This window comes from Amycolatopsis bullii (assembly GCF_014654205.1).
Classification (GTDB): domain Bacteria; phylum Actinomycetota; class Actinomycetes; order Mycobacteriales; family Pseudonocardiaceae; genus Amycolatopsis; species Amycolatopsis plumensis.
Genome location: NZ_BNAW01000052.1, coordinates 45,779 through 72,123, shown reverse-complemented (window position 1 = coordinate 72,123; position 26,345 = coordinate 45,779). Strand labels below are relative to the sequence as shown.

The window sequence follows — 26,345 nt, the reverse complement described above, 5'->3', positions numbered from 1 at the left end:
TCGGCCTTGGCGACGGAGACGACGTGGTCGAGCTTGTCGTAGCCGTAGACCAGCTTGACGCCGTTGCCGTCGGTCACGCTCGCCACCCGCGAGAGCGAGTCGTAGGTGTAGGTGGTCGGCTTCAGCGGCAGCGGCGGGGTGACCTTGGTGAGGTTCCCGGCGGTGTCGTAGCCGTAGCTGGTGATGTGCCCGTTGCCGTCGGTGGCGGTGGCGACCAATCCGGTGGTGTAGGTGTACTTCGCGACGTCGGTGTTCAACGCGTCGGAGTGCACGTTGGTGACGTTGCCGGCCTTGTCATAAGTGTTGTTCACCTTGTTGCCGGAGAAGTCCGCCACCTGCGTGGGCAGGTGCGGGTGCGCGGTGTCGGTGTAGCCGACGCTCATGGCCGCGCCGGTGGGCAGCTTGCCGCCCTTGAGGTTGTTGAGCGGGTCGTAGTCGTAGGTCACCGAGTTACCGGTCGCGTCGGTCAGCGAATTCACGTCGCCGTGGGCCGACCAGCCCTGGTCCCGGGAATGCCCGAGCGCGTCGGTGGCCTTGGTCTGCCGGCCGCCGCTGTCGAAGGTGTAGGTGCTCTTGTGCCCATTGGGGTCGGTGACGGTCGTGGTGGTGGATCCGTAGACGTAGCCGGTGACACTGGCGACGCCGCCGTAGTTCGGCTCCGTCACCTGGGTCACGCGGCCCCCGGCGTCGTAGGACAGCGTGTACACCCGGCCCAGCGTGGTGGTCAGCGTCGTGATCCGGCCGTTGGCGTCCAGCCCGAAGTTCATGCTGTCGCCGTTGCGGTTGGTGATCTTCGTGAGGTGACCGTTGCCGTCGTAGCCGTAGCCTCCGGCGGTCAGTCCCGTCGGGTCGGTCACCGCGGTGATGCGGCCGCCCGTGTACGCGGCGGTCGTCACCCGGCCCTGGGTGTCGGTGATCGAGGCCAGGGTGCCGTCGGTGGCGTTGTAGCGGTAGGTGATCGTGTGCCCGTTGCGGTCCGCCTCGGAGAACAGGCGTCCGTCGCCGGTGAACAGCTTCGTCTCCCCCGACGAGTCCTGGGACAGGGTGTACTTGCCGTCCGGCAGCTTGGTCAAGGTGGCGTGCATGCCGGACGGCTCGGTGTAGCTGCCGTCGTCGTTCTTCGTGAACTCCGCGCAGTACCCGGTCGGGTCGTAGTACACGATCCGCTTGTCGGGGTCGGGGTAGATGATGAGCTTGACGTCCGGGCCGCCGGACACGGTCCAGAACGTCCCGAGCGCCCCGCCCCGGGTGAGGTTGGCGCTGTTGTAGACGGCGTCGAACGACATGTTGAGGCCGGTGCCCTTGACCGTCAGCGCCCGGTCGGTGATGAGCGCGTTCCCGCTGTAGCGGTTGACCAGCAACTCGGTGCGGTCGGAGATCGCGTAGCGGTCCATGGCGAACCACGGCTGGCTGCCCGACTGGGTGGTGTCGCACACTAGTGACTGGACCGACGCACCCGATCTCGGCGCCGGTCTCGCGGCCACCTGGTCGGCCGGAACCCCGGTCGGCGTGCGGTTCACCTGCTCGGGCGGTGTCCACGAGACCGGCAGCGGCACACCCGCCCGCGCCGGTTGTGGAGCCGCGTCCGCGGTCGCCGGAACCGCGGCGATCAAGGTACTCGCGGAAAGGAACGTGATCGTGCGCAGCACGAAGTGCCGCAACGATTTCCGTTGCATATAAGGTGAATCTCCCCTCGGAGCCGATGGCTCCACCCCTGGCGGCCTGGCGCCGCCAGACCTCGCCACGCTAGCCGGGGATGATCGACCGGGGCATGCTGGGAAAATCACGACCACTCGAATGACCTAACAAGAACTTCACCTTTTGCGCCGTTCAGCGGCGTCCCGCTTACGACGGATGGCGCCTGGGCGCGATCCGGCTCGGCCGAAGCGCTCCAGGTAGGCCAGCAGGCGGCACACGTACTGCGACGCCAGGTCCGCCCGCAGTGTCCACGAGCTGTTCGTGTACCCCCTGCACCACGCCAGATTCGGCACCCCCCCGAACATCGTGCCCTTGTACGCCCGCTGCTCCCCCGGCTCGATCTTCCGCCCGTCGACGGTCAGCGCAATCCCGCCGAACGTCACCGAGCCGGTGCGCCGGCCTCTCCGGCAGCAGCGCGCGGATGCGGTCGGCCAGCGCGTCCTGCCCCGGCCGCGCCACGATGTACGACGGCGACCGCCTTCGGGTCCGTTCACGGCCGGAAAGGCTAACCGAGGGTGAACATGTCCGAATCGGACCGGATGCCGGATACCGGAAGAGGTCCCAGGTGCCGCCGCGTACGTCTTGCCCGGCAGCCTCACCGAGCTGGTGACCCCGCCGGACCGGGTCGGGGCACCGGCCCGGCGGGGAGGCCGCTCACACCGCGAGCACCTTCGTCGCGCCGAAGCTGCCCTTCAGCGGCACCACCACGGCCCGGCCACGGACCGTCACCGTGACGCTCTCCTGCAGCTGCGTCGGATCCGACACCGCGAGCTGGGTCCGGGCCCCGCAGCGCCCGATCGCCACCGACGCCGGGCCCGACACACTGAGGTCGCCGACCGAGCCCGCCGCGAAGAAGTTCGCCAGCACCGTGCCGCCGGCCACCCGGATCGCCTGCACCACCGGGGTGTTCGCCAGCACCCGCCACGCCCAGGACGCGGTGAGCGTGTCGATCACCGAAGCGCCCGGCAGCACCGCGTACGCGTACTTCGCGTCCGTCGGCTTGACGCCGTGTTCGAGCACCAGCTTCTGGTACCGGCGCGTGTTCGGCGTCGTGGTGCCCTTCGTGTTGGCGCCCGTGTCGATGTCGCGCCACGCGCCCGTGCGGTCTTCGCGCAGCGCGGTCACCGAGGCGTCGTCGAGCAGCACGTACCCGCCGACGTTCTCCAGGTGCGCCCAGCGCGGCCGCCGCAACGCGGAGGCTTTCCCGAGGTCGGTGGGCACGCGCCGGCCGTCGGCCAGCAGCGTCCCGCGGCCGCCTTCGCCGAGGTTGCGGTTCTCGATCGTCGTGCGCACCGCGTAGGACGACGTACTGGTGATCCCGGCGCCGAGGCAGACGACCCCGTCGGGGGTGAAGAACCACGACTTCTTGGCGACCAGCGAGCCGTCCCAGTTCTTGAAGTCGAACGCGTGCGCGCCGTGCCGGGCGTCCCAGCGGACGCCGCCGGTGTGCGCGTTCGGGCCCACCGGCACCCCGCCGAACTTGGGGTCGACCGGGCCGTCGTGCTCGGTCGTGCCGGGCAGCAGCAGCGGGTCGACCGTCGGCCAGTAGGCGTCGGTGTAGTGGCCCTTGGCGTTCGGGAGGAACGTGTACAGCACGCCGTCACCGACGTGGTAGCCCTTGAGGTTCTGGCCGTTGATGGCTTCGTAGCGCGAAATCCGGGTCGAGCTGACGCCCAGGGACGCCGACCAGCCGGTGGTGACGTGCACCAGCCGGTCCTGCTGGCCGAAGACCCGGTGCGTCGCCTCGACCCGGGCCGGGCGCGCCCCCGACGCCAGCATGTCCTGCGCGAACTCGATGCCCGGCGTCGCCACCAGGTCCGGGCCGGGCGCGAACCGCTCCGGGTCCGGGATCTTCAGGAAGGGCGCGTACTCGCCTTCCTTGATCCACTTCGCGGCGAGGGCGTTGAGGTCGGTCTTGGTCTTTCCCGACGCCGTCCGGGCCAGCACCAGCGTCGCGACGGTGAGCTGGTGGCCGATGTCGTGGCCGGTCTCCCCCTGCCGCGACAGCATCCGCCCGCGCACCGGCTCCATCAGCGCGCCCGCGTACACGAAGGGCGCGAAGCTGTCCGCGACCAGCGCGTAGATCTTGTCCTTCAGCGGCTGCGGGAGCGCGTACTCGGTGCCCTGCGTGACGTGGATGGCGCCGGCGAGCGCGGTCAGCAGCACGATGCCGTAGTGCCCGGGGTACGGGATGGTGTCGTGCTGGATGAACGAGCCGTCGACGTGGAAGCCGTCGCCCGCCGCGCGGTCCAGCTTCGCGACGACGCTCGCCGCGCCGCCGCCCGCGACGTCGGTGAGGGCGTCGATGCCGGTCTTGATCCACGCCGTGTCGCCGAGCATCGCGCCCGAGACGATCGAGATGAGCGCCTTGTCCGCGCGGTTGGCCCCGGTTTCGACGACCGAGGCGTTGTTCGCGCGCAGGTTCGGGTTGCCGACGAACCGCTTGACCGGCTTGAGGTAGCGCGCGAGCTGCTCGGCGGTGAGCTGGTCGGCGACCACCGACAGCGTGTGCAGCAGGTAGTACGGGATGCCGATTTCGTAGGTGTACCAGTTGCCGATTTCGCCGACGTTTTCGTTGTACTGGCTGGCGTAGATGAGCTCGAGGGCGGCCTTGATGCGGTCGAGCACGACCGGGTCACCGGACAGCGCACCGCCGGGGGTGCCCCAGTCGACGGCGATCGCGCGCAGCCGCGCGTACATCGACGTCGTGTAGTCACTGCCCGGCCCGAGCGGCAGGTCCGTCCACAGTGGAGCACCACCGCCGGCCACGGACAGGCTGGCGTTGTAGGCGTTGGCGACGCGGCTCAGGTTGGCCAGCGCCGCGGCGCGTTCCGGCGACGGCCGGTTGATCCCGGTTTGCAGCTGCCGGTACGCGGCGACGATCGGCGCGGTCGCGGCGGGCACCGGGCTCGCGGCTTTCGGCGCGGGCGCGGCTGCGGTTGCGGCGAACGCCGGTCGGGTCAGGAGCACGGTGGAGGCGGCCGCCAGGGCACCACCGCGCAGGGCATTTCTCCGGTTCACGGGCATGGCAATGCCTCCCAGGAAGACATCCTCGGCTTACGGGCGATTCGGTCGTGCGGCGGCGGATTCAGTTGTCCGGGGGTCACCTACAGGAGTGGCCCTGCAGGTGACCCCGGGGTCCTCGGCCCCGGAATTGTCGGTGCCGAGCGATAAAGTGGAACCGGGGGGCGCCCCCGCGGGTCCGGGGCGCCGGGTCAGCGAAAACTGTCGGTGCCGAGCGGTAATCTGGAACCGGGGGGCGCCCCCGCGGGTCGGTGGTGCTTCGTCAGCGGGCGCCGTCGGTGCGGCGGGGCAGCTGCCAGGGGTTGGCCTCCTGCAGGGGTTCGGGCAGCAACGCGTCCGGGAAGCCCTGCCAGGCGATCGGCCGCAGGAACCGCTCGATCGCCGCGGTGCCGACGGACGTCGTCGTCGGGGCCGTCGTGGCCGGGTACGGGCCGCCGTGCTGCTGGGCCCAGCTCACCGTGACCCCGGTGGGCCAGTCGTTCCACAGCAGCCGTCCGGCGATGCGGGCCAGCGACGGCAGCACCGACCGCAGCCAGTCCACATCGGACTCCTCGCCGTGGATCGTGGCGGTGAGCCCCGGTTCGATCACCTCCAGCAGGCGCAGCAGCTCCGCCTGGTCGGCGTAGGTGACGATCAGCGACGCCGGCCCGAAGCACTCCTCGTGCACCGTGGCGCCACCCTCGAGGAACTGCTTGGCCGTGGTGGCCAGCAGCGTCGGGGTGAACGCGGGCGACGACGAATCCGACGACGACACGACCTCGACGCCCGGGACCTCACGCAGCTTCGAAAGCTGGGCGGAGAACCCGGACGCAATGCGGTCGTTGAGCATCGGCTGGGCGGCCGCTCCGGAAAGCGCCGCGCGCAAGGCGTCGGTCAGGCCGTGGTCCTCCGGCAGGAACAGCAGGCCCGGCTTGGTGCAGAACTGCCCGGCCCCGAGCGTGAACGACCCGGCGTAGCCCTTGGCCACGGCTTCCCCGCGCGCGGCGATCGCGGCCTCGGTGACCACCACCGGGTTGACGCTGCCCAGCTCGCCGTAGAACGGGATCGGCCGCGGCCGCGACACGGCGATGTCGAACAGCGCCCGCCCGCCGGGGATCGAGCCGGTGAAGGACGCCGCCGCGATCCGCGGGTCCTTCAGCGCGGTGACGCCTTCCTCCTGGCCGAAGATCACGTTGAACAGGGCGGCCGGGGCACCCGCCTTGATCAGCGCCTCCCGCACGATCGAGCCCGTCTGCGCGGACAGCTCCGGGTGCCCGGGGTGGGCCTTGAGGACGACCGGGCAGCCCGCGGCCAGCGCGGACGCCGTGTCCCCGCCCGCGACGCTGAACGCGAACGGGAAGTTGCTGGCCGCGAACACCAGCACCGGCCCGATCGCGGTCTTGACGCGGCGGATGTCCGGACGCGGGCCCATCGGCCAGTCCGGGTCGGCGTGGTCGACGGTGGCGCCGAGGTACTCGCCGTCGGAGAGGACCTCGGCGAACAGGCGCAGCTGGAACGTCGTGCGCTTCAGCTCGCCGGCCAGCCGCGGCGACTCGGGCAGGTGCGTCTCGGCGTGCGCCAGCGGGACCAGTTCGCCCGCGGCGGCGTCGAGGGCGTCGGCGACGGCGGTCAGCCAGCCGGCGCGTTCGGCCGGGGTCGCCTCGGCGGCGGGACGGGCGGCTTCGGCGGCTCCCGCCAGGATCTTCTCGAGCGTGGCGGCGTCGGTGGCCTGGCTCATGGGTGGAACAGCTCCTCAGTCTCATGGGCGGCGGCGGTGGCCGTTTCCAGGTCGGGCCAGCGACCCGGACCGGCCAGGCCGAGGTGGTACAGGTGCAGCTCGGCGGCACCCGCCTTGGCCAGCTCGCCGACGTAGGCGGCGATGTCCGGCACCGGCGCGGCGGCGACCGCCGTGATGTAGCTGGCGATCGCGACCCGTTCGGGCAACGCCTCCCGGGCCGCGGCGACGGCCTCGGCCCCCGTGGCGGGGACCCACCCGAACAATACGACCGTGTCGACGTCTTCGGGTGCCGACGGCGTCAGCCCGGGCAGCGCGCCGGTGACCCACGGGTCGAGCGCGCCGTGCAGCACGACCCGGGTGCCCGGCGGCAGCGTGGCCAAAACCGCAGCCCGCAAGGCATCGGTGGCGTCCTGCCGGACCCGCAGCAGCATCTGGGTCAGCTCCGGCGGCAGCCGGTCACCGGTGATCACCAGATCACCGGTGGCGATCAGCCGCCGGACCTCCTCGACGAGCTGTGCCCGGACGGTGTCCGCGTCGACGTCCCACGCCGAGGCACAGGCCTCGCAGCAGCAGATCGACAGCAGCCGGGCCACCGCGGGCGCCCACACGCCGTCGGTCTTCTCGTGCTGGTGCTGGTGGATCGCCCCGAGCGGCCCGCAGGCCTCGAGGATCACCGACGACAGCTCCAGCCCGGCGACCGAGTTCGCCACCACGGCAGCGGCGTACTCGCGCACGGCGGGCTGCGACGGGCACAGCGCCCACGGATAGGCCTCGCCGAAGCAGTTGCGCACCACGACGTCCGGGTGCTCGTAGCCGAGCTGGGAGTTGTGGGTCAGCACGATCCAGGCGGCGGCCGGGATCCCGGCCTCGGTGACCAGCCGGACGGCGTCGCCCCCGGAGTCCCCGGAAGACACCCAGTCCGGAGTGGACGGACGCAGGGTGCCCCACTCGTCGGACACCGGCCGGTAGAACGCCGCGTGCCGCGCCACGACCGCCGTCCGGGACGGCGACCACGGCGTCGCCGCGCGGGCGCTGTGGTACGACAGTGCCACGGCCACCTCGTCGACGCCGAGCGCCTGGACCCGCGGAACGAAATCGGGTTCCAGGACGTCCCAGGGGTAGGCGTATCCCGTCACCTTCACCGGCTCACCACCTCGCCGTGTTCGGCTCGAAATCCGCGACGAAGTTCCGCATGTACGTCACGTCGTCGCGCTTGGTCAGTCCACATCGGACGTAGTTTTCGTGCAGCCGGGCCAGCGCGTCCTCGTCGAGGGTGATCCCGAGCCCCGGGGTCGTGGGCACCGCGACGGCACCCTCGCGGAACTCCAGCACGCCCGGCTCGATGACGTCCTCGACCTTCCACGGCCAGTGCGTGTCGCACGCGTAGGTCAGGTGCGGCGTGGCCGCGGCGACCTGCACCATCGCGGCCAAGCTGATCCCGAGGTGGCTGTTGGAGTGCATCGACAGGCCGACACCGAAGCTCTCGCAGGTCACCGACAACGACTGCGTGGCCCGCAGCCCGCCCCAGAAGTGGTGGTCGGACAGCAGCACGCCGATCGCCCGCGCCCGGAAGCCCGGTTCGATGTCGCCGAAGTTGACCACGCACATGTTGGTCGCCAGCGGCATGGACGCTTCGGCGGCCACCTGGGCCATGCCGTCGATGCCCGGCGTCGGGTCTTCCAGGTACTCGAGGACACCGTCCAATTCAGCCGCCACGCGGATGCTCGTCTCGACCGTCCAGGCGCCGTTCGGGTCGATCCGCAGCGGGTGCCCGGGGAACGCCTCGGCCAGCGCGCGGACACCGTCGACCTCGTGGGCGGGCTCGTAGACCCCGCCCTTGAGCTTGATCGACCGGAAGCCGTACTCGTCGAACATCCGCTTCGCCGACCCGACCAGCGCCTCGGGCGTGGTGATCTCGCCCCAGGAGTCCTCGCGGCCGTCGACGTGCTTGCCGTACTTGTAGAACAGGTAGGCGGAGAACTCGACGGCGTCGCGGGCCTTGCCGCCGAGCAGATCGGTCACCGGACGGCCGAGGAAGTGGCCCTGCGCGTCCAGGCAGGCGACCTCGAACAGCGAGTACACGCTCGCGATCGTCTTGCGGATGGAGAACCCGCCGATCAGGCCGTGCGCGTCGGTCAGCACGGTGTCCGAAAGCGCTTCGGCGACCAGCCGCTGCAGGCCGGGCAGGTCGAACACGTCGTGGCCGCGCAGCCGCGGCAGCACCTTGCGCACCTCGCCGAGGAAGGCCTCGTCGCCGTAGGACTCGCCGAGCCCGACGATCCCGTCCTCGCATTTGACCTGGACGACGCTGCGCAGCGCGAACGGCTCGTGCACGCCCATGACGTTGAGCAGCGGCGGGTCCGCGAAGGCGACCGGGGTCAGCACCACGTCGAGGATCTGCATCAGCCGAGCCCCTTCAGCGTCACGAAGCCGTCCTCCACGACCTTCTCGAGCCGGTGGATCTGCTCCGGCGTCGGCTCGATCAGCGGCGGCCGGACCGGGCCGACCTTGTCGCCGCGCAACCGGGCGGCGGCCTTGACCAGCGAGACGGCGAAGCCGGGCGTCTCGTCGCGCAACGCCACCAGCGGCAGGTAGAACCCGGTGAGCAGGGCGTCCATCACGCGCGTGTCGCCTTCGCCGAGCGCGCGGTGGAAGCGGTGGGCGATCTCCGGCGCGAAGCAGTGCACCGCCGAGGAGTACCGGGCGACGCCGACCGCGGCGTACGCCTTCGCGGAGACTTCCGCGGTCGGCAACCCGTTGAAGAACAGGAACTTCCGCGCCCGCTCGGTGTCCAGCGACCGGATGGTGGTGACGATCCGGGTCATGCACTCGACGTCGCCGTAGCCGTCCTTCAGGCCGACGACCGACGGGATGTCCAGCAGGGCCGCCGCGGCCGGCGCGGTGAACACGCCGGTGCCGCGGTGGTAGACGATGACCGGCACGGACGAGTCCCCGACGGCGTACCGCACGAAGTCGACCAGGCCCGCCGACGGCCCGGTCACCAGATACGGCGGCAGCAGCAGGACGCCGTCCGCGCCGCCGGACTGAGCCGCCGCGATGCCGGCCCGCGCCGACGCCGCGCCGCCCCCGGCACCCACCCAGACCGGGACGCGGCCGGCGGCCACCTCCCGGGCCCGGGTGAGCACCGAGGTGACCTCGGCGGGCGAGAGCGAGCTGAACTCGCCGGTGCCGCACGCGACGAACAGCGCACCGGCGCCCGCCGCGATGTGGCTCTCCACGTTCTCCGCGAGCGCGTCGAGGTTGACCTCGAGGTCCTCGGTGAACGGGGTGAGGGGGAACGCCAGCAGGCCGTCCAGCTCGATCTCGTTCTGTGCCATCAGTTTTCTGCTCTCTCGTCCTTTTTCGGGTTCGGCCGGGTCAGGCCTGCGTCAGGCGGGCACGGTCGTGCCTTCCTCCTGCTTCCGGTCGACGTCGTCGTCGGCGGTGTTCACGGTGTCGACGATCTCGTCGGCGGCCGCGCTGCGCTCGGGAGCGAGCAGCCCGAGGCCGACGTAGAGCGCGAGCGAAACCAGGATCGGCGTCGCGACGAGCACGGTCTGGTTCGCCTTGAAGACGTAGTACACCAGCGCGTAGTCGATCAGGCCGCCCGCCCAGGAGACCAGCGCGGCGCGGGGGCCGCACTTGCGGAACCACGGCAGCATGCCCAGCAGCAGCGGGATCGAGATCGGGCCCATCAGCGCGGCGACCCAGTTGACGACGATCTGCAGCACGCCGCCGAGGTTCTGCGCCTGGGTGGCCACCAGCATGGTGAGCGCGACGAAGATCACCGTGGTGATCCGTGCGGCCTTGAGGCCCTGGACGTCGGTCCACTGCCGGGTGCGGCGGAACATCGCCGGGATCATGTCCCGGGTGATCACCGCGGAGATCGCGTTGGCGTCGGAGGAGACCATCGCCATCGTGTGCGAGAAGATCCCGGCCAGCACCAGGCCGATCAGGCCCGGTGGCAGGAAGGTCGTGGTCATGATCGCGTACGACTGCGTCGGATCCTTGACGCCGGGGATGAGCAGCGGCGCCGCGAACATCGGGAACATCAGCACCAGCGGCCACAACAGGTACAACGCGGACGAAAGCCGCGCACCCCGCTTGGCCTCGTGGGTGTTCGGCGCGGCCATGTACCGCTGCGCCAGGTTCCACATGCCTCCGTTGTACTCCAGCGTCTTCACCAGCACGTAGACGAGCAGGAAGATGGTGGTGTACTTCGACGTCACCGGGTCGACGTGACCCTCGGGCAGCTTGTCCCACATCGTCCAGAGCGCGGAGATCCCGCCCAGCTTGCCCAGCACCACGACGATCATCACGACGGCGGCGATCGCCTGGATGACGAACTGGCCGAAGTCGGTGAGCGCGTCGGCCCACAGGCCGCCGATGGTGCAGTAGACCAGGGTGACCGCGCCGGTGATCAGGATGCCGAGGTTGTAGTCCAGCCCGGCGAAGACGTGCAGCAGCGTGGCGACGGCGAACCACTTGGCCGCGATGTCGAAGATCTTCAGCAGGCTGCCGCTCCAGGCGAGCGCCTGCTGCGTCGGCACGTTGTAGCGCTTGGCCAGGTACTCCAGCGGCGAGGCGACGCCGAGCTTCGAGCGCAGCCGGTTCCAGCGGGCGGCGAACAGCCAGCTGCCGATGCCCACGCCGATGCCGATGCTGGCGAAGCCCCAGAAGTACACGGTGACGCCGCTGGTGTACGCCACGCCCGCGTACGCGACGAAGAGCACGGCGCTGTAGCCGGACATGTGGTGCGAGATGCCGGCCAGCCACCACGGCATCCGCCCACCCGCCGTGAAGAAGTCCTTCACGTCGCTGACTCTCTTGTGCGACCACCAGCCGATCACGATCATCAGCGCGAAGTACGCGCAGATCATCGTCCAGTCGAGTGCGTGCACCGCAGGCTCCCTTCCGCGTCCACGTCGATGCGGTCCAACTGTTCACATCTATGAACGGAGTCTGTTATAGTGATTATGTTCATCCATAAGAACGTTGTTCGGGACGCTAATATGGCCGGGGTCACAAGTCAACGGCCGGACGGAGGAGCACAAATGCCGCAGAAGGTGGACAACGCGGCCGAGAGCGCCCCGGCCGAGTCTTCGGGCGTGAAGTCCGCACGCCGGGCCGTCGACCTCATCGAGACGTTCGCGGCGAACGACGTCTGGCTGTCGCTGTCGGACCTGCACGCGCGCACCGGGTTTCCCCGCTCGTCGCTGCACGGCCTGCTGCGGACGCTGCTGGAGGCCGGCTGGCTGGAGGCCGACACCAACACCGCCCGCTACCGCCTCGGCGTCCGCGCGCTGATCTGCGGCACGGCGTACCTGGACCGGGACGCCGTCGTCCCCTTCGCCACCGAAGCGCTGGAGCGCATCCGGGAGAAGACCGGCTTCACCGCGCACTTCGCGCGCCGCAACGGCACCGAGGTCGTCTACCTGGAGACGCGCGAGTCGCAGCGGTCGACGCACCTGGTCTCCCGCGTCGGGCGCACGCTGCCCGCGCACGCGACCGCGCTGGGCAAGGCGCTGCTGGCCGAGCTGACGCACGACGAGATCGAGGCGCTCATGCCGGCGACGCTGACCGCGCTGACGCCGAACACCATCACCACCCTCGAAGCCCTGCACGCCGAGTTCGCCGCGACGCGCGAACGCGGTTACGCCGCCGAGGTCGAGGAAGGCACGCTGGGCGTCCGGTGCGTGGCCGCGGTGATCCCCTACCGCATCCCGGGCACCGACGCGATCAGCTGCTCGATGCCCATCAACCAGGTGACCGACGACGACGCCCGCCGCGTCGGCGAGCTGCTCGCCGAGACCACCGCCGAGCTCGGGCAGCAGCTGCGCCGGGCCGGCATCCGTTAACCCTTCTGCGTGAGAGGAACCCCATGACGGACCAGCGCGTGCTCATCACCGGGTCGGCGGGTGTCGTCGGCACCCTGATGCGCCCCCGCCTGCGGCGCCCGGGCCGGGTGCTGCGCCTGCTCGACCTGGCCCCGCAGACGCCTTCGGATTCCTCGGAAGAGGTCGTGACGGCGTCGGTGACCGACCGGGCGGCGATGGCGGAAGCGTGCGAAGGCGTCGACGCGCTGATCCACCTCGGCGGGCACAGCCGCGAGAACTCGTGGGAGGAAACCCTCGACGTCAACATCAACGGGACGCAGACGGTCCTGGAGGCGGCGCAGGCCGCGGGGATCCGGCGGGTGATCCTGGCGTCGAGCAACCACGCGGTCGGCTTCCGCCGGGTGGATTCGGACCTCCCGGCGGACTCCTCGCCGCGGCCGGACACGTACTACGGCGTCTCGAAGGCGGCGATCGAGGCACTCGGGAGCTTGTACCACTCGCGGTTCGGCATGGACGTGATCGTGATCCGGATCGGCTCGTGCTTCGAGACACCGCTCCCGCTGGGCCCTCGCGGCCTGACGACCTGGCTGTCGCCCGACGACGGCGCGCGCCTGTTCGAGGCGTGCCTTTCGGCGCCTTCGCCGGGGTATCGGCTGATCTGGGGCGTCTCGGACAACACCCGCCGGATCTATTCGCTGGAGGAGGCGGAGGCGCTGGGCTACAAGTCCTTGGACGACGCCGAGGTGTACGCCGACCAGCTGGCCGGCAAGCCGGCGCCGACGGGCCTGGCGGCCGAGTACGTCGGCGGCCCGTTCTGCACAGCCCCCTTGGGCGTGTTCAACCCGCTCTGAGTCCCCCGCCCCAAGCGGCCGGACAACAAGCTGAGCCCGGGTCAGTGCACCAGCGTGGCCAGCACCGACGGCGCCATCGCCATCCGGCCCGTCGTGTGCTGGTAGCGGCGCACGATGTCGCGGCACCGGGTCCGGCACCCCACCCGCCGTTCAGCCTGCAGCAGCCGGTTGCGCCGCGGCGGCGGGAAGGCGGCGGCGAGCCGCGCGAGCACCTCTCCCCGGTCGACACCAGCAGCCCGCAACACCCAGTCGGCGCCGGGATCGAGCGCGACGAGCGCCAAGGCGAGGTGCTCGACGCGGTGCCGGCGTTCCCGGCGGGCGAGCGCCAGCCGCAGGGACGCGCCGTACACGGCTTGGAGGTCCAGGCCGATCGGGGGCACCGCCCGGGCGCACCGCCGCCGGGCCTTCCCGGCTCCGAACGGCAACCGGAACTCCTTGGCCGGCGGCCGGTCCGCGAGCACACCCGGCAGCGGCCCGAGGTCGACACCGAGCACCGCGAGGGCTTCCCGGTCGGCGGCCGCGCCCGCGCCGTCCGGGGCGGCCCGGCGCACGGCCCGCTCGACGTCGCCGAGCCCCGGCAGTGGCCCTTCGGTGAGCGCGAGCAGCAGGTGTTCACTGCCGACCCGCGCGTGCCCGAACTCCCGCGCCAGCTCGCCCGCGCGGCGCATCACCCGCCCCACTGCGGGATCGTCCCCCTGGAACATCAGCCCTCCCGGCTCCGGTGCTTGCGGTGCACGGTCTGCTTGGTGACGCCGAGCCGCTCGGCGATGTCCTGCCACGACCAGCCGGCCCGCCGCGCGGCGGCCACCTGATCGGCCTCGAGCTGCTCGGTCAGCCGCCGCAGCCGCGCGACGGCCCGCAGCGCGACGTCCGGATCGGCACTGCGCACGGCGTGGTCGAGATCGGTCGTCAGGCTCACCGTGTCAGCATATGCTGACGTCGGCGCCGTCGTCAACATATGCTGACGGGTACTAGTACCTTTGCGGCTTCCGCCGCCCCGCCTCCCCCGCCAGGGTGGCGCCATGATCTTGAAATCCCGCCGGGCCCGGAAGCGGGCGATCGTCGTGGCGAGCGTGCTCGTCGTGGTGCTCGCCGGTGCGGTCACGCTGTTCGAGGTGTCGAAGTCGCGGACCTTCCAGTTCTTCGGCACCCTCGTGGACCGCGTCGACACCACCGAGAAGGTCGTCGCCCTCACCTTCGACGACGGGCCCGATCCCGCGGGCACCCGCACGATCCTGGACACGCTGAAAAGCCGTCAGGTGCCCGCGACCTTCTTCCTCATCGGCCGGGACATCGCCGCACACCCCGACCTGGCCCACGACATCGCCGCCGAAGGCCACGAGATCGGCAACCACAGCTTCAGCCACGACCGCATGATCGGCGTGACGCCGTCCTGGGTCGCCGACGAGGTCGAAGCGACCGACGCCCTCATCCGCACCTCCGGCTACACCGGCGAAATCCTCTTCCGGCCCCCGAACGGCAAGAAGCTCTTCGCGCTGCCGCACTACCTCGCGTCCCACCACCGCACGACGATCACCTGGGACGTCGCGCCGGATTCCGACGGCACCCCGGACGCGGCCACCGTGGAAAGCGCTGTCCTCGGCCAGGTCCGGCCGGGCTCGATCGTGCTGCTGCACGCCATGTACGCCTCGCGCGGGCAGACCCGGCGGGCGATCGCACCGATCCTCGACGGGCTCAAGCAGCGCGGCTACCGGTTCGTGACCGTGTCACAGCTCATCGCCAGCCGCTGAAGGGCGGCCAGCGCGCCGTCGATCGGGTGCGGCTGGGGGCGTCCCGACTCGTCGAGCCGGTTCCAGCGCTGCGCGTTCACCGCGATCGCGAACTGCCGCGTGCCGTCCGCGCGGGCCGCCGCCAGGGTTCCGCCACCCCAGACCGTGCCGCCGTGGCCCCAGAACTCCGTCGACTCCACCGGGTGCAGGCCCAGGCCGTAGTCGATCAGCTTGCCCTCCTGGGAAACGATCCGGACCGTCCGCCGCATTTCCGCCAGCGAAGCCGGCGAGACGATCTCGCCCGCCAGCAACAGTTCGTAGAAGCGGTTGAGGTCCGAGACCGTCGAGATCAGCGAAGCGGCCGGGCCCACCCACGACATGTCGAAGACGCTGTAGTCCCGCGGCGGGTCGATCATGCCGAACCACGATTCGTACAGCTTCGAATGCGGCTCTTCGACGTGCGTCCCGGCCGGGAAGGCGGTGTCGCGGAGCCCGGCGCGGTCGATGACGTCGCGGGTGATGCACTCTTCCGCGCGGCCGCCGGTCACGTGCCCCAGGAGCTGCCCGAGCAGCAGGTAATTGGTGTTCGAGTACACCCCGGGCGGGGCGACCGGCGGCGCGCCGACGCCCATCGCGATCAGCTCGACCGGGTCGAACCGCGTGAACCGGTGCTCGTCGAGGCTGTCCGGCCGGGTGGCGGCCAGGTCGGGGAACGCCTTGAGGCTCGGGTAGGCGTACGGGAGGTATTCGGCGAGCCCGCTGGTGTGGTCGATCAGCATCCGGACGGTGATCGCCCGCCCGCGCTCGCCCGGAACCAGCTTCGGCAGGTAGTGGCCGATCGGGGTGTCCAGGCCGATCCGGCCCCGCTCGACCTGCCGCAGCACCGCGGCGGCGGTGAACGTCTTCGTGACGCTGCCGACGCGGTGCCGCATTCCGGCGGAAACGGGCCGGCCGGTGCCGGTGTCGGCGACCCCCGCCGCGCCACGCCAGACCTGGTCACCGGCCCGCACCTCGGCGAACACGCCCGGGACGCCGGCCCGGTGCACCGCCTCGAGAGCGGCGTTCAGCTGCGCGTGATCCATGGGGACTCCTTTCGGGAAGAGAAGTGTCCTCATTATGCACGCAGTGCGTGCAGCGGCAAGTGCATAGGCTATGCTGGCCATCGGCGAAGGGACGAGATGGCGAACCGAAGGCGTTGGACGACCGAGGAAATCCTGGACACGGCGGCGGAGCTGCTGCGCCGCGGCGACGCGGAGTCGTTCAGCGTCCGCAAGCTCGCCGCGGAGCTGGGGACCGACTCCTCGAGCCTCTACCGGCACTTCCGCACCAAGACCGAGCTGCTGCGCGCCCTCGCCGACCGGATCCTGCTGGGCGCCATGGCCGGGTACCGTCCCGACGGCGACTGGAAGCAGCGCCTGACCACATTGGCACTGTGCCTGCGCGAGGCGTTCGGCGAGCAGCCGCAGATCGCCGTGGTCTGGGGCCGCTACGCCTCCAGCGGCGCAGGTTCCCGGCTGGTGATGGAAGAGGTGCTGCAGGCCCTGCGCACGTCAGGCCTGCCCGATGCCCAGATCCCGGTGCGCTACCACCGGATCGCGATCCTCTTCGCCGCGCTCATCGCGTCCGAGGCCGGCGTCAGCACGGTCACCCCGGAGGAACACGAGCAAGGCATGGAACTGTTCCGCGTCGCGGTGCTGGGCGCCGATCCCGATCGCTTCCCCGCATTGGCCCACTTCGCCCGCGAAGTCCGTCCACTCGGGGCCGACCGCCGCGCGGCGTTCGAGGAGATCATCGCCGCCCACCTCGCCGACATCGAGGCCGCGATCCCCTGACCGCGGTCAGTGCGCGACCCGGACGGCAGGCAGTTCGAGCCGGACCACCCACTCGCCGTCCCGCGGGCCGTGGACCAGCGCTCCCCCGGCCGCCGCAGCCTGCTCCGCGAGCCCGGCCAGCCCGTAGCCGCCGCCTTCGGGCGACGCTCCCTTGAGCGCGTTCCGCGCGGTGATCGTCACCCGGTCACCGGCTTCGACGTCGAGCCACAGCCGGACGCCCGGACCGTTGTGGCGCAAGGCGTTCACCGCCGTCTCCGCGACGAACCGCTCGGCCAGCTCCCGCACCGGGCGAGGCAGCGCGGGCAGCACCGGGTCGCGGTCGAGGACCAGGCCGGCGGTCCGGAGCCGGGCCAGCACCTCGGCGAGGTCCGGGGCGCGTTCGGCGTCGTCGCGCAGGTCGTCCAGCGTGCGGCGGACGAGGGTGAGTGCGCCCCGGCCGGCCGCCAGGAGCGTGTCGAGGCGTTCCCGGTCGGCATCGGTCAGGTCGCCGACCGCGCGCAGCGTCTCGGCCTGCACGAGCATGACGGCCGTGGTCTGGGCGAGCGTGTCGTGCAGCCGCCGGGCCGCGCGCTCGGCCCGATCGGCGAGCGCGCGACGGCGTTCGGCGCCGAGCAGCCAGGCGACGGCGCTGATCGAGACGACGAGGAGCGTGCCGTCGACCGCGCCCTTCGCCGGGTAGACCGCCGCGCCGGTGGCGAGCGCCGCCGTGGCCGCGAGCCACCGCTGCGGCGTGCTGTAGAGGGCGAGCAGCACCGGCACGTACATCGTGTTGCGCGGCTGCTCGAGCAGCAGGTGCCCGGCCGTCGCGAGGGTCACCACGACGAGCACGAGGGCCGGGGCGCGGCGGGACCACAGCAGCGGAACGAGCTGGACCGCGCTGAGCCCGGCCGCGAGCAGCCCCTGCTGCGGCGTCCACGCCCCGCTGGCGAAGAACACCGCGGCGACGGCGGCCGTCGTGACGAGAGACTGACGCATGGGCCGACAGTAGAGTGCGGGCATGATCCGGGTTCAGGTCGTCGACGACCACGCGCTGGTGCGCGAGGGCATCGCCCTGATCCTGGGCGCGCAGCCGGACCTCGAGGTGGTCGCGCAGTACGCGAGCGGGCCGGAGCTGCTGGCCTCGCCGGTGCCGGCGGACGTGGTCCTGCTCGACGTGTACTTGCCGGGCATGGACGGCCTCGAAGTCCTGCGCCGGCTGGGTCCTGCGGCGCCGCGGGTCCTGATGTTGACGACGGTCGGCCGGCCGCGGGAGATCCGCGAAGCGCTCAGCCTGGGCGCGGCGGGATTCGTGCTGAAGGAAGCGTCGGGCGCCGAGCTCGCGGCGGCGGTCCGCGCGGCTCACCAGGGCGTGACGGCCTTGAGCCCGGCGGCGGCATCCGCCTTGACCGGCGGCGGGACGCTGACGCCGCGGGAGCGGGACGTGCTGGAGCTGCTGGGCGACGGATTGTCCAATAGGGACATAGCGGCCCGGCTGCGGCTGGCGGAGCGGACGGTGAAGGTGCACGTGGGGAACGTGCTGGCCAAGCTGGACGTGACGAGCCGCACCCAGGCGGCGCTGGTGGCGAGGGATCGCTGAGTGGACTGGGTGCGGTCCTGGTGCACGGCCCACCTGGGTGCCGCGCCGGCCGCGGTGCTCTTCGAGCGGCGGTCCCTGTCGCAGGTCGTCGGCCTGCGGCTGGCCGACGGGCGGGAGGTCGTGGTCAAGGCCCGCGAGGACGACGGCCGGGCGGCGGCGTGCGTCGCCGCGCAGGCCCGCTTGGCGGAGCGCGGTTTCCCGTGTCCCCAGCCGCTGACACCGGCGATCGCCGTCGGCGAGCTGGCGGTGCACGCGGAAGAGTTCCGGCCCGGCGGCGTCCTGTTGCCGGGCGACACCCCGGACGTCGCCGTGCGCTACGCAAGGGTGTTCGCACGGGTGATGGCCGCGCTGACGAGCGTGGCGGTCCCGCCCCCGCTGCCGAACCCGCGGTGGGTGCGGTGGGACCACTCCGGCCCGGGAGTGTGGCCCGCTCTCGGTTTCCTGGACTCGCGGGACCAGAGCCTGGTGCCCGCGGTGGTGACCGAGACGGCGCTCCGGGTCCGCAAGCGTTTGCCGGCCGCGAACCTGCCGTGCGTGCTGGGCCACGCCGACTTCGAAGCCCAGAACCTCCGCTGGCGCGACGGGGAGATCTGGTCGGTCGACGACTGGGACAGCCTGGCGTGGCAGCCGGAAGCCGCGTTGGCGGGTGCGGCGTCCGGGGCGTTCGCCAACGCGACACCGCCGACGTTGGCGCCGATCGAAAGCTCAGCCGCGTTCTTGACGGCCTATCAGGAACTCCGGGCACGCCGGTTCACCGCGGAGGAGCGGGAGATCGCCTGGGCGGCCAGTCTCTGGCCGGCGCTGCACAACGCCCGTTGGGAAGCGCTGCACGGTGACCGCCCGGTGTGCTCCGACGCGGTCCGTGCCCAGGCCGCCGAACGTCTCCGCCGGGCCGGCGCATGATCGGCCAACCTGGGCGAAAGGGGACGGAAACTGCTCTCGCTCGGCGTGTTCGCCATCCTCGTGCAGGGCAACACGGCGGGGGCGCCTGCCGGTTCACCCCGTGACGTACCGGGTCAGCATCGCGACCATCTCGTCTTCGAGCCGCCGGGCGTCGATCGGGTCGGGCTCGGCCAGCAGGTCGTGCACGGCGAGCTCGACCGTCGCGATGACCAGGCGGGCGGCCGTGGCGGTGTCGGCCACGCGGACCTCGGGGTGGCCCTCCAGGAGGGCGCGGGTGTGGCCGACCATGGTCCGCTTCACCCGGCCGACCCGCTCGAGCAGCTCGTCCGACCGCGGGGCCTGCTCGATCAGCATGCGCAGCAGGTGCGGGTCGTCGAGGTGGGCTTCGACGGCGAAGCGGACGAACACGCGGAAGACGTCCTCGATCGAATCGGGCAGCGGGCCGGTGAGGACCTTCGCCGCGGCCGCCGTGCCGTCGTCGAGGTGACGGGTCAGCAGCTCGGCGAGGATCGCGTCCTTGTTCGGGAAGTACTGGTACAGCGAGCCGATCGAGATGCCCGCCCGCTCGGCGATGCGGTTGGTGGTGCCGGCGGCGTAGCCGTGGTCGGCGAAAACGTGAGCAGCCGCGGTCAGGATCCGCTGCCGGGTCAGCTCGGCGCGCACCTGACGCGGCTGTTTACGTGGCTGGATGCGGCGCTGGTCCGACGGCACGGCTCCCCCTGGCGAAAGCGAGTAGTCAAGATCTGAATATTTGCTCATAATTATGCCATGACCAGCACAAACACTCTGCCCCGCGTCTCCGCGGCCGAGGTGCGGGCCCGGCTGGGCGAGCCGGAGGAGATGCTCAAGGCCAAGATCGGCGACCGCATCGACGCCCACGCCCGCCGCTTCATCGCGCACTCGCCGTTCCTGACGCTGGCCACCGCCGACGCCACGGGCCGCGCCGACTGCTCGCCCCGCGGCGACTACCCCGGCTTCGTCAAGGTCCTCGACGAGCGCACCCTGGCCCTGCCCGACCGGCCCGGCAACAAGATCGCCGACTCCTTCCGCAACATCGCCGAAAACGACGGCGTCGGACTGCTGTTCTTCGTCCCCGGCATGCGGGAAACGCTGCGGGTCAACGGAAGCGCGTACGTCACCGACGACCCGGACGTGCTCGCCCGGATGCGCACCGAGGCCAAGGCCCCGATGCTGGCGATCGTCGTCGACGTCGCCGAGGTGTACTTCCACTGCGGCCGCGCGCTGATCCGGTCGCGCCTGTGGGACCCGGCGAGCCAGGCACTCGCGGCGGAACTGCCGTCGGCCGGCGAGATCGCGGGCGAGAAGATGAACGTCGACCCGGCGCTGCTCGACCAGCTCCTCGAAGACGGCTACCGGAAGCTGTACTGACATGCAGAAAACCATCCTGGAGCGCATCGAACGCGTCACCGACGACGTCGTCTCGCTGGTCCTGCGCGGCGACGAAGGCCCACTGGCGCCGTGGGAGCCGGGCGCGCACATCGACCTGGAGCTGCCGAACTGGCTGACGCGGCAGTACTCGCTGTGCGGCGACCCCGGTGACCTGTCGGCCTACCGCATTGCGGTCCGCCACGACCCGCTCAGCCGCGGCGGCTCGGAGTACGTCCACCTGTTCCTGCAGCCGGGCCGGACGCTCACGGTTTCCCTGCCCCGAAACCACTTCCCGCTGCAGCCGGCGGCGGAGTACCTGTTCGTGGCGGGCGGGATCGGGATCACGCCGATCGTGCCGATGCTGCGTGCCGCGGTCGCTTCCGGTGCCGCGGTGACACTGGCGTACGCGGGACGGCCGTTCGCCGCGGAACTCGCTTCCGAGTACGGGGAACGCGTGCGGCTCGGGCGCCCGGACCTCGCGGCCCTGGCGCGGGAGTTCCCGGCCGCGGAGGTCTACTGCTGCGGCCCGGCGTCGATGGTGGACGCGGCCGAGGCGGTGTTCCCGGGGGTGCACACCGAACGCTTCGAACCCACCCGGCGGACGTTCGGGCCGGACACACCGTTCGAGGTGGCCTGCGCACGATCCGGCGGCACGATCCAGGTCCCGGCGGACGAGTCCCTGCTGGACGCGCTGAACCACGCCGGGAAGCCGGTGCCGTCCGCGTGCCGGGAAGGGGTGTGCGGCAGCTGCGAGGTCCGGGTTCTCGAGGGTGAACCCGAGCACCGCGACGACATCGGCGCCGCTGCGGGCCGGATGTACCCGTGCGTTTCGCGCGCGCTGTCACCTCGGCTGGTGCTGGACCTCTGACCGGACCCGCCTGACGGCCAACGTCCAGGTACCTGGACAGTCGGCTCGCGTACCTGGACAGTCGGCTTGCGTACCTGGACAGTCGGCCTGCGTACCTGGAGAGTCGGCCTGCGTACCTGGACAGTCGGCCTGCGTACCTCGGCGAGCGGTTCCCGAGCAACCCCTTCCGCTACGCGAACCGACTCTCCAGGTACGCAGCCCGACCCTTCCGGTACGCAAGCCGACTCCCCCGGTACGCAGCCTGACCGTTCCGGTACGCAAGCCGACCCTTTCGGGCGTCGCCTGACCGGCCACCCGGCCTCTTGCGGGTACCATCGCGGCGAGGAGGCAGCGTGGGCGAACTCGGGCTGGCCGACACGAACGGCATCCTCGCGCTGCCCTGGGTCCGCCCGGACCGGACCAGCGCCGGCCTCGGCTGGGACCGGGTCTACGTCTCCCGGCAGCGGGAACGCCCCTACCGCGCCGAGTTCGGGGCCGCCCGCAGTCACCAGCTGATCCTGCACCTCGACGGCCCGGTCACCGTCCGGCGCGGGGTCGGGACCGCGCGGGAACAGAGCCGGCGGATGCCCGCCGGCGGGCTCTTCCTGCAGCCGTCGCACGCCGAGCTGTCCGTCGAGCTCGGCGGGGCGCTCGACACCGTGCACGTCTACCTCGCCGACGACGCCGTGCAGGACGCCGCCGGTGCGCACGCGCCGGTGCGGCTCGCCGAGGAGCTCGGCAGCCACGATCCGCTGCTCGAACAGCTCGTGCTCGGCCTCGACGGCGTTGTCCGCGACTGGGCGCCGAGCGCCCGCACCTACGCCGACCAGCTCGGCGCGCTCGTCGCCGCGCAGCTCGTGCGCCACCACCGCGCCGGGCACGTCCCCGAGCCCGAGCCGGCCCGCGGCCTCTCCGACCGCCAGTTCGCGGCGGTCCGCGACCTGATGGCCGAACGGCTGGCCGAGCCGGTGCCGCTGGCCGACCTGGCCGCGCTCGCCGGGCTGAGCGTCAGCCAGTTCTCCCGCCGGTTCAAGGCCCGCACCGGCCTGCCGCCGCACCGGTACCTGCTGCGCCTGCGCGTCGAACGGGCCGGGCTGCTGCTGCGCACGGGCGACGACCCGATCGCCGAGATCGCCGTCCGGTGCGGGTTCTCGCACCAGGAGCACCTGACGCGGGTGCTGCGCGCCCAGTTGGGCACGACACCGGCGGCGCTGCGCCGCTCGGGCTGACCACACACTGTTTTGCGGGGGTCCGGGTGGCGGAGCCCCCGGCTGGGGCGAAGCCCCGAATACTCTGCTCGTTTCGTGCCGTCGCGTAGCAAGAACGTGCAGGACCAGGCCCTGGTGTCACCGGATACTCCCTCGCATGACCTCGTTCAGCTACGCCGCGAACCCCGTCCGGGTGGTCTTCGGCTCGCTCGACACGCTCGGCGCGGAAGCCGACCGGCTCGGGCTCGGCCGCGTCCTGCTGATCGGCCGCCCACGGCACGGCGACCGGGCCGCCGCGGCGCTCGGCCCCCGGCTGGCCGCGCGCTTCGCAGACGCCGCCATGCACACCCCCGTCGACGTCACCGAACGCGCGCTCAAGGTCGTCGCGGAGAACGACATCGACGGCGTCGTGGCGATCGGCGGCGGCTCGGCGACCGGCCTGGCCAAGGCGCTCGCCCTGCGGACCGGCCTGCCGCAGCTGATCGTGCCGACGACGTACGCGGGCTCCGAGCTGACATCCGTCCTCGGCGAGACCGCCGACGGCCGCAAGACCACGCAACGAACCCCGGCGGTCCGGCCGGAGACCGTCCTCTACGACGTGTCGCTGACGCTCTCGCTACCGGTCCCCGTGTCGGCAGCGAGCGGGCTCAACGCGCTCGCCCACGCCGTCGAAGCGCGGTACGCCCCGGACGCCAACCCGATGACCGACCTGCTCGCCGCGGAAGCGACGAAGCTGCTCACGAACGCCCTGCCACGAATCGCCGCCGATCCGTCCGATGTGGACGCCCGCACCGACGCGCTGCGCGGCGCGTGGCTCGCCGGCACCTGCCTCGACGCGGTGCAGATGGGCCTCCACCACCGGCTCTGCCACCACCTCGGCGGCAAGTTCGGGCTGCCGCACGCCGAAACCCACGCCGTCCTGCTCCCGTACGTCATGGCGCACCAGGGCCTCGACGACGCCGCGGACGTGTTCGAGCTGGCCGCGTCCCTGCCGATTCCGCATTCGCTGGGCGAACTCGGCCTCACCGAGGCGGATCTCGACGGCGAACCGGAAGCGGACCTGCTGCGTCAGGCCCTGCACGGCACCCGCCCGGCCGCGCGCCCGAGCCTCAAGGCACTCACGAAGCAGGTCGTCGACAGCTTCGCCGGAGCGCCCGGCCGCGTGCGTCTCCTCCTGACCGACCTGGTCGAGACGCTGCACGGCTACGCGATCCGCACCGACCTCACCCAGGCCGAGTGGGAGTACGCGATCGGCTTCCTGACCCGAGCCGGGCACATCACCACCGACACGCGGCAGGAGTTCATCCTGCTGTCGGACACCCTCGGCGTGTCGAGCGTCGTCGACGTCCTCACCAACTCGCGGACGCCGGACACGACGCCGTCGGCCGTGCTCGGGCCGTTCTACGTCGACGGACCGCCGGAAACCCCGCAGGGTGCCGACCTGGCCGCCGGGCTGCCGGGGACTCCGCTGCCGGTGGAGGTCCGCGTGGTCGACACGGACGACGAGCCGGTGGCGGACGCGATCGTCGACGTCTGGCAGTCCAACGAGGACGGCTTCTACGACGTCCAGCTGCCCGACGTCGACGGGCCGGTGCTGCGCGCCCGCTTCCGCACCGACGCCGACGGGCGGCTGCGGTTCCGGACGATCGTGCCGAGCGCGTACCCGATCCCCGCCGACGGCCCGGTCGGGCAGATGCTGGACGCCGTCGGCCGGCACCCCTACCGGGCGCCGCACGTGCACTTCATGATCGCCAAGCCCGGCTACCGGACGCTGATCACGCAGCTGTTCGTCGCCGGCGGGGAGTACCTCGACTCGGACACCGTGTTCGGCGTCAAGGACGGCCTGATCGTCGACTTCACCGATCGCCTCGACTTCACCTTCCGGATTTCAGGGAGCAGCGAATGACCTGTGACACCGACGTCATCGTGGTCGGCAGCGGCCCGGCCGGCGGCTCCGCGGCGCTGCTGCTGGCCACCTACGGCGTGCCGACCGTGCTGGCCACCAAGTACGGCTGGACGGCCAACACGCCCCGCGCCCACATCACCAACCAGCGGACCATGGAAGTGCTGCGCGACCTCGGTGTCGAGGACAAGGCCCTCGCCGCGGGGACGCCGCCGGAGCTGATGGGCGACACCGTGCTCTGCACGTCGCTGACCGGGCCGGAGATCGGCCGGATCGCCAGCTGGGGCACCGGCGACCGGTCGGCGTCCGAATACGCGGCCGCCAGCCCGTGCCACATGATCGACCTGCCGCAGACCTACCTCGAGCCGATCCTGGTGAGCGAGGCCGCCGCGCGCGGCGCGAAACTGCGGCTGGACACGGAGTTCCTGTCCTTCACCCAGGACGAGTCCGGGGTCGACGTGCGGTTCCGCGACCGCGTCCGCGGCGACGAGTTCAGCTTGCGCGCCAAGTACCTGATCGGCGCGGACGGCGCCCGCAGCCGCGTCGCCGAGCAGGCCGGGCTGCCGATCGCCGGGCAGACCGGCAAGGCGGGCAGCATGAACATCACGTTCACCGCCGACCTCGCGCGGTACGTGGCTCACCGGCCGAGCGTCCTCTACTGGGTGATGCGCCCGGGCGCGCACCTCGGCGGGATCGGGATGGGCCTGGTGCGGATGGTGCGTCCGTGGAACGAGTGGCTGCTGACCTGGGGTTACGACATCGCCCAGCCGCCGCCGGAGGTCGACGCCGAGGAGGCGACGCGGCTGGTGCGGGACCTGGTCGGCGACCCCGCGCTGGACGTCGAGATCACCTCGACGTCCCTGTGGACGGTCAACCACAACTACGCGACCGAGTACCGCAGCGGCCGGGTGTTCTGCGCCGGGGACGCGGTGCACCGGCACCCGCCGTCGAACGGGCTGGGGTCGAACACGTCCGTGCAGGACTCGTACAACCTGGCGTGGAAGCTGGCGATGGTGCTGCGCGGCGAGGCGGGCGAGGGGCTGCTGGACAGCTACACCGCCGAGCGGGCGCCGGTGGGCAAGCAGATCGTCGACCGGGCCAACCTCAGCCGCGACCAGTTCGGGCCGATCTTCGCCGCACTGGGGATTTCCGGCGACACCGACGCCGACGGCATCACCGCCGGGCTCGAGACCTGCCTCGCCCCCACCGCCGAGGGGGCGCGCAAACGACGTGAGCTGGAGAAGGCGATCGAGCTCAAGCACTACGAGTTCAACGCCCACGGCGTCGAGCTGGACCAGCGGTACGTGTCCGGGGCGGTGCTGCCCGACGGCGTGCGGTCGGTGCCCGACCGCGATCCCGAGCTGTTCCACCACCCGAGCACCGAGCCGGGGGCGAAGCTGCCGCACGCGTGGCTGGTTGGGCCGCACGGGCGTCGCGTGTCCACTTTGGACCTGGTCGGCGGCGGCCGGTGGACGCTCCTGACCGGGCTCACCGGCACCCCGTGGCGCGACGCGGCGGCCAAGGTGGGCGCCGAGCTGGGCCTCGACCTGCGGACGGTCCGCATCGGCGACCCGGGCGTCCGCGACGCCTACGGCGACTGGTCCCGCCTCAGCGGCATCGCCGAGGACGGCTGCCTCCTCGTCCGCCCCGACGCCTACGTCGCCTCCCGCCACCAAACCCTCTCCCCCACCCCGGCCGACACCCTCCTCAAGGCCCTCCGCACCCTCCTGGACCGTGATTGAAGGGGCATTACGCGTGTCTGGAGAGGCATCACGCGTGATCGGCGGGGCATCGGAGTGATGCCCCTCCGATCACGCGAGATGCCCGCTC

Annotated in this window: 22 protein-coding genes and 1 pseudogene; 11 read left to right on the top strand and 12 right to left on the bottom strand. The window is 71.7% G+C overall.

From position 1 onward, the window contains the following. The 7 genes and pseudogenes from IE317_RS37260 to IE317_RS37230 all read right to left on the bottom strand — a co-directional run. Nucleotides 1-1,676 (bottom strand): annotated as a pseudogene (locus IE317_RS37260) (RHS repeat-associated core domain-containing protein); the annotation flags it as partial. A gap of 676 nt (nucleotides 1,677-2,352) precedes the next feature. Continuing rightward, nucleotides 2,353-4,725: a polysaccharide lyase 8 family protein gene (locus tag IE317_RS37255; protein WP_191316057.1), complete on the bottom strand. Its 2,373-nt coding sequence runs from the start codon at nucleotides 4,723-4,725 to the stop codon at nucleotides 2,353-2,355. Between the two features lie 259 nt (nucleotides 4,726-4,984). Then, nucleotides 4,985-6,439, bottom strand: a complete 1,455-nt coding sequence (locus IE317_RS37250; protein WP_191316056.1) for an aldehyde dehydrogenase (NADP(+)) — start codon at nucleotides 6,437-6,439, stop codon at nucleotides 4,985-4,987. Then, nucleotides 6,436-7,581 (bottom strand): hypothetical protein, encoded by a 1,146-nt coding sequence (locus tag IE317_RS37245; RefSeq protein ID WP_191316055.1) that lies wholly within the window; start codon nucleotides 7,579-7,581, stop codon nucleotides 6,436-6,438. The genes IE317_RS37250 and IE317_RS37245 overlap by 4 nt, the downstream gene beginning before the upstream one ends. Nucleotides 7,582-7,585: 4 nt before the next feature. Further along, entirely contained in the window at nucleotides 7,586-8,842 is a 1,257-nt protein-coding gene (locus IE317_RS37240) for a glucarate dehydratase family protein (RefSeq protein ID WP_191316054.1), read from the bottom strand. Beyond that, nucleotides 8,842-9,777 (bottom strand): 5-dehydro-4-deoxyglucarate dehydratase, encoded by a 936-nt coding sequence (locus IE317_RS37235; RefSeq protein ID WP_191316053.1) that lies wholly within the window; start codon nucleotides 9,775-9,777, stop codon nucleotides 8,842-8,844. Before IE317_RS37235 ends, IE317_RS37240 begins: the two co-directional genes overlap by 1 nt. A gap of 51 nt (nucleotides 9,778-9,828) precedes the next feature. After that, on the bottom strand, nucleotides 9,829-11,340 hold the full coding sequence (locus IE317_RS37230; RefSeq protein ID WP_191316052.1) for a sodium:solute symporter family protein: 1,512 nt from the start codon (nucleotides 11,338-11,340) through the stop codon (nucleotides 9,829-9,831). Between the two features lie 153 nt (nucleotides 11,341-11,493). Here IE317_RS37230 and IE317_RS37225 point away from each other — a divergent pair, with 153 nt between their 5' ends. Further along, nucleotides 11,494-12,297 carry an IclR family transcriptional regulator gene (locus IE317_RS37225; RefSeq protein ID WP_191316051.1) on the top strand — a complete coding sequence of 268 codons (804 nt, stop codon included), beginning with the start codon at nucleotides 11,494-11,496 and terminating at the stop codon, nucleotides 12,295-12,297. A gap of 23 nt (nucleotides 12,298-12,320) precedes the next feature. Next, entirely contained in the window at nucleotides 12,321-13,127 is an 807-nt protein-coding gene (locus tag IE317_RS37220; RefSeq protein ID WP_191316050.1) for an NAD-dependent epimerase/dehydratase family protein, read from the top strand. 41 nt (nucleotides 13,128-13,168) lie between these two features. On the opposite strand, the gene IE317_RS37215 is transcribed toward IE317_RS37220, so the two are convergent. Together IE317_RS37215 and IE317_RS37210 are read right to left on the bottom strand one after the other, a co-directional pair. Beyond that, nucleotides 13,169-13,831 (bottom strand): Clp protease N-terminal domain-containing protein, encoded by a 663-nt coding sequence (locus tag IE317_RS37215; protein ID WP_191316049.1) that lies wholly within the window; start codon nucleotides 13,829-13,831, stop codon nucleotides 13,169-13,171. Next, on the bottom strand, nucleotides 13,831-14,040 hold the full coding sequence (locus IE317_RS37210; RefSeq protein ID WP_191316067.1) for a helix-turn-helix domain-containing protein: 210 nt from the start codon (nucleotides 14,038-14,040) through the stop codon (nucleotides 13,831-13,833). Before IE317_RS37210 ends, IE317_RS37215 begins: the two co-directional genes overlap by 1 nt. Nucleotides 14,041-14,149: 109 nt before the next feature. On the opposite strand from IE317_RS37210, the gene IE317_RS37205 reads away from it, so the two are divergent. Next, nucleotides 14,150-14,878 carry a polysaccharide deacetylase family protein gene (locus IE317_RS37205; RefSeq protein WP_191316048.1) on the top strand — a complete coding sequence of 243 codons (729 nt, stop codon included), beginning with the start codon at nucleotides 14,150-14,152 and terminating at the stop codon, nucleotides 14,876-14,878. On the opposite strand, the gene IE317_RS37200 is transcribed toward IE317_RS37205, so the two are convergent. Further along, nucleotides 14,836-15,939, bottom strand: coding sequence for a serine hydrolase domain-containing protein (locus IE317_RS37200; protein ID WP_191316047.1), 1,104 nt, complete (start codon nucleotides 15,937-15,939; stop codon nucleotides 14,836-14,838). The two genes, IE317_RS37205 and IE317_RS37200, sit on opposite strands and share 43 nt — an antisense overlap. A gap of 96 nt (nucleotides 15,940-16,035) precedes the next feature. On the opposite strand from IE317_RS37200, the gene IE317_RS37195 reads away from it, so the two are divergent. Next, the gene (locus IE317_RS37195; protein ID WP_191316046.1) at nucleotides 16,036-16,689 is read left to right on the top strand and encodes a TetR/AcrR family transcriptional regulator; all 654 of its coding nucleotides are present in this window, start codon (nucleotides 16,036-16,038) and stop codon (nucleotides 16,687-16,689) included. 6 nt (nucleotides 16,690-16,695) lie between these two features. Here the strand turns inward: IE317_RS37195 and IE317_RS37190 are convergent, their stop codons facing one another. Continuing rightward, the gene (locus tag IE317_RS37190) at nucleotides 16,696-17,664 is read right to left on the bottom strand and encodes a histidine kinase (protein ID WP_191316045.1); all 969 of its coding nucleotides are present in this window, start codon (nucleotides 17,662-17,664) and stop codon (nucleotides 16,696-16,698) included. 22 nt (nucleotides 17,665-17,686) lie between these two features. Between IE317_RS37190 and IE317_RS37185 the strand changes: the two genes are divergently transcribed. Beyond that, on the top strand, nucleotides 17,687-18,265 hold the full coding sequence (locus tag IE317_RS37185) for a response regulator transcription factor (protein ID WP_191316044.1): 579 nt from the start codon (nucleotides 17,687-17,689) through the stop codon (nucleotides 18,263-18,265). After that, a complete protein-coding gene (locus IE317_RS37180; RefSeq protein ID WP_191316043.1) occupies nucleotides 18,266-19,168 on the top strand; it encodes a phosphotransferase in 903 nt (300 codons plus the stop codon). A 93-nt stretch (nucleotides 19,169-19,261) separates the two neighbouring features. On the opposite strand, the gene IE317_RS37175 is transcribed toward IE317_RS37180, so the two are convergent. Continuing rightward, entirely contained in the window at nucleotides 19,262-19,879 is a 618-nt protein-coding gene (locus tag IE317_RS37175; protein ID WP_191316042.1) for a TetR/AcrR family transcriptional regulator, read from the bottom strand. Nucleotides 19,880-19,936: 57 nt separating this feature from the next. Between IE317_RS37175 and IE317_RS37170 the strand changes: the two genes are divergently transcribed. The 5 genes from IE317_RS37170 (at nucleotide 19,937) to IE317_RS37150 (ending at nucleotide 26,257) form a co-directional block, all read left to right on the top strand. Continuing rightward, nucleotides 19,937-20,557 (top strand): MSMEG_1061 family FMN-dependent PPOX-type flavoprotein, encoded by a 621-nt coding sequence (locus IE317_RS37170; RefSeq protein WP_191316041.1) that lies wholly within the window; start codon nucleotides 19,937-19,939, stop codon nucleotides 20,555-20,557. A gap of 1 nt (nucleotide 20,558) precedes the next feature. Continuing rightward, entirely contained in the window at nucleotides 20,559-21,425 is an 867-nt protein-coding gene (locus IE317_RS37165; protein ID WP_191316040.1) for a PDR/VanB family oxidoreductase, read from the top strand. Between the two features lie 332 nt (nucleotides 21,426-21,757). After that, entirely contained in the window at nucleotides 21,758-22,633 is an 876-nt protein-coding gene (locus tag IE317_RS37160) for a helix-turn-helix domain-containing protein (RefSeq protein ID WP_191316039.1), read from the top strand. 136 nt (nucleotides 22,634-22,769) lie between these two features. Then, entirely contained in the window at nucleotides 22,770-24,518 is a 1,749-nt protein-coding gene (locus tag IE317_RS37155; RefSeq protein ID WP_191316038.1) for a maleylacetate reductase and hydroxyquinol 1,2-dioxygenase domain-containing protein, read from the top strand. Continuing rightward, a complete protein-coding gene (locus IE317_RS37150) occupies nucleotides 24,515-26,257 on the top strand; it encodes an FAD-dependent oxidoreductase (RefSeq protein ID WP_191316037.1) in 1,743 nt (580 codons plus the stop codon). Before IE317_RS37155 ends, IE317_RS37150 begins: the two co-directional genes overlap by 4 nt. Nucleotides 26,258-26,345: the final 88 nt, after the last annotated feature.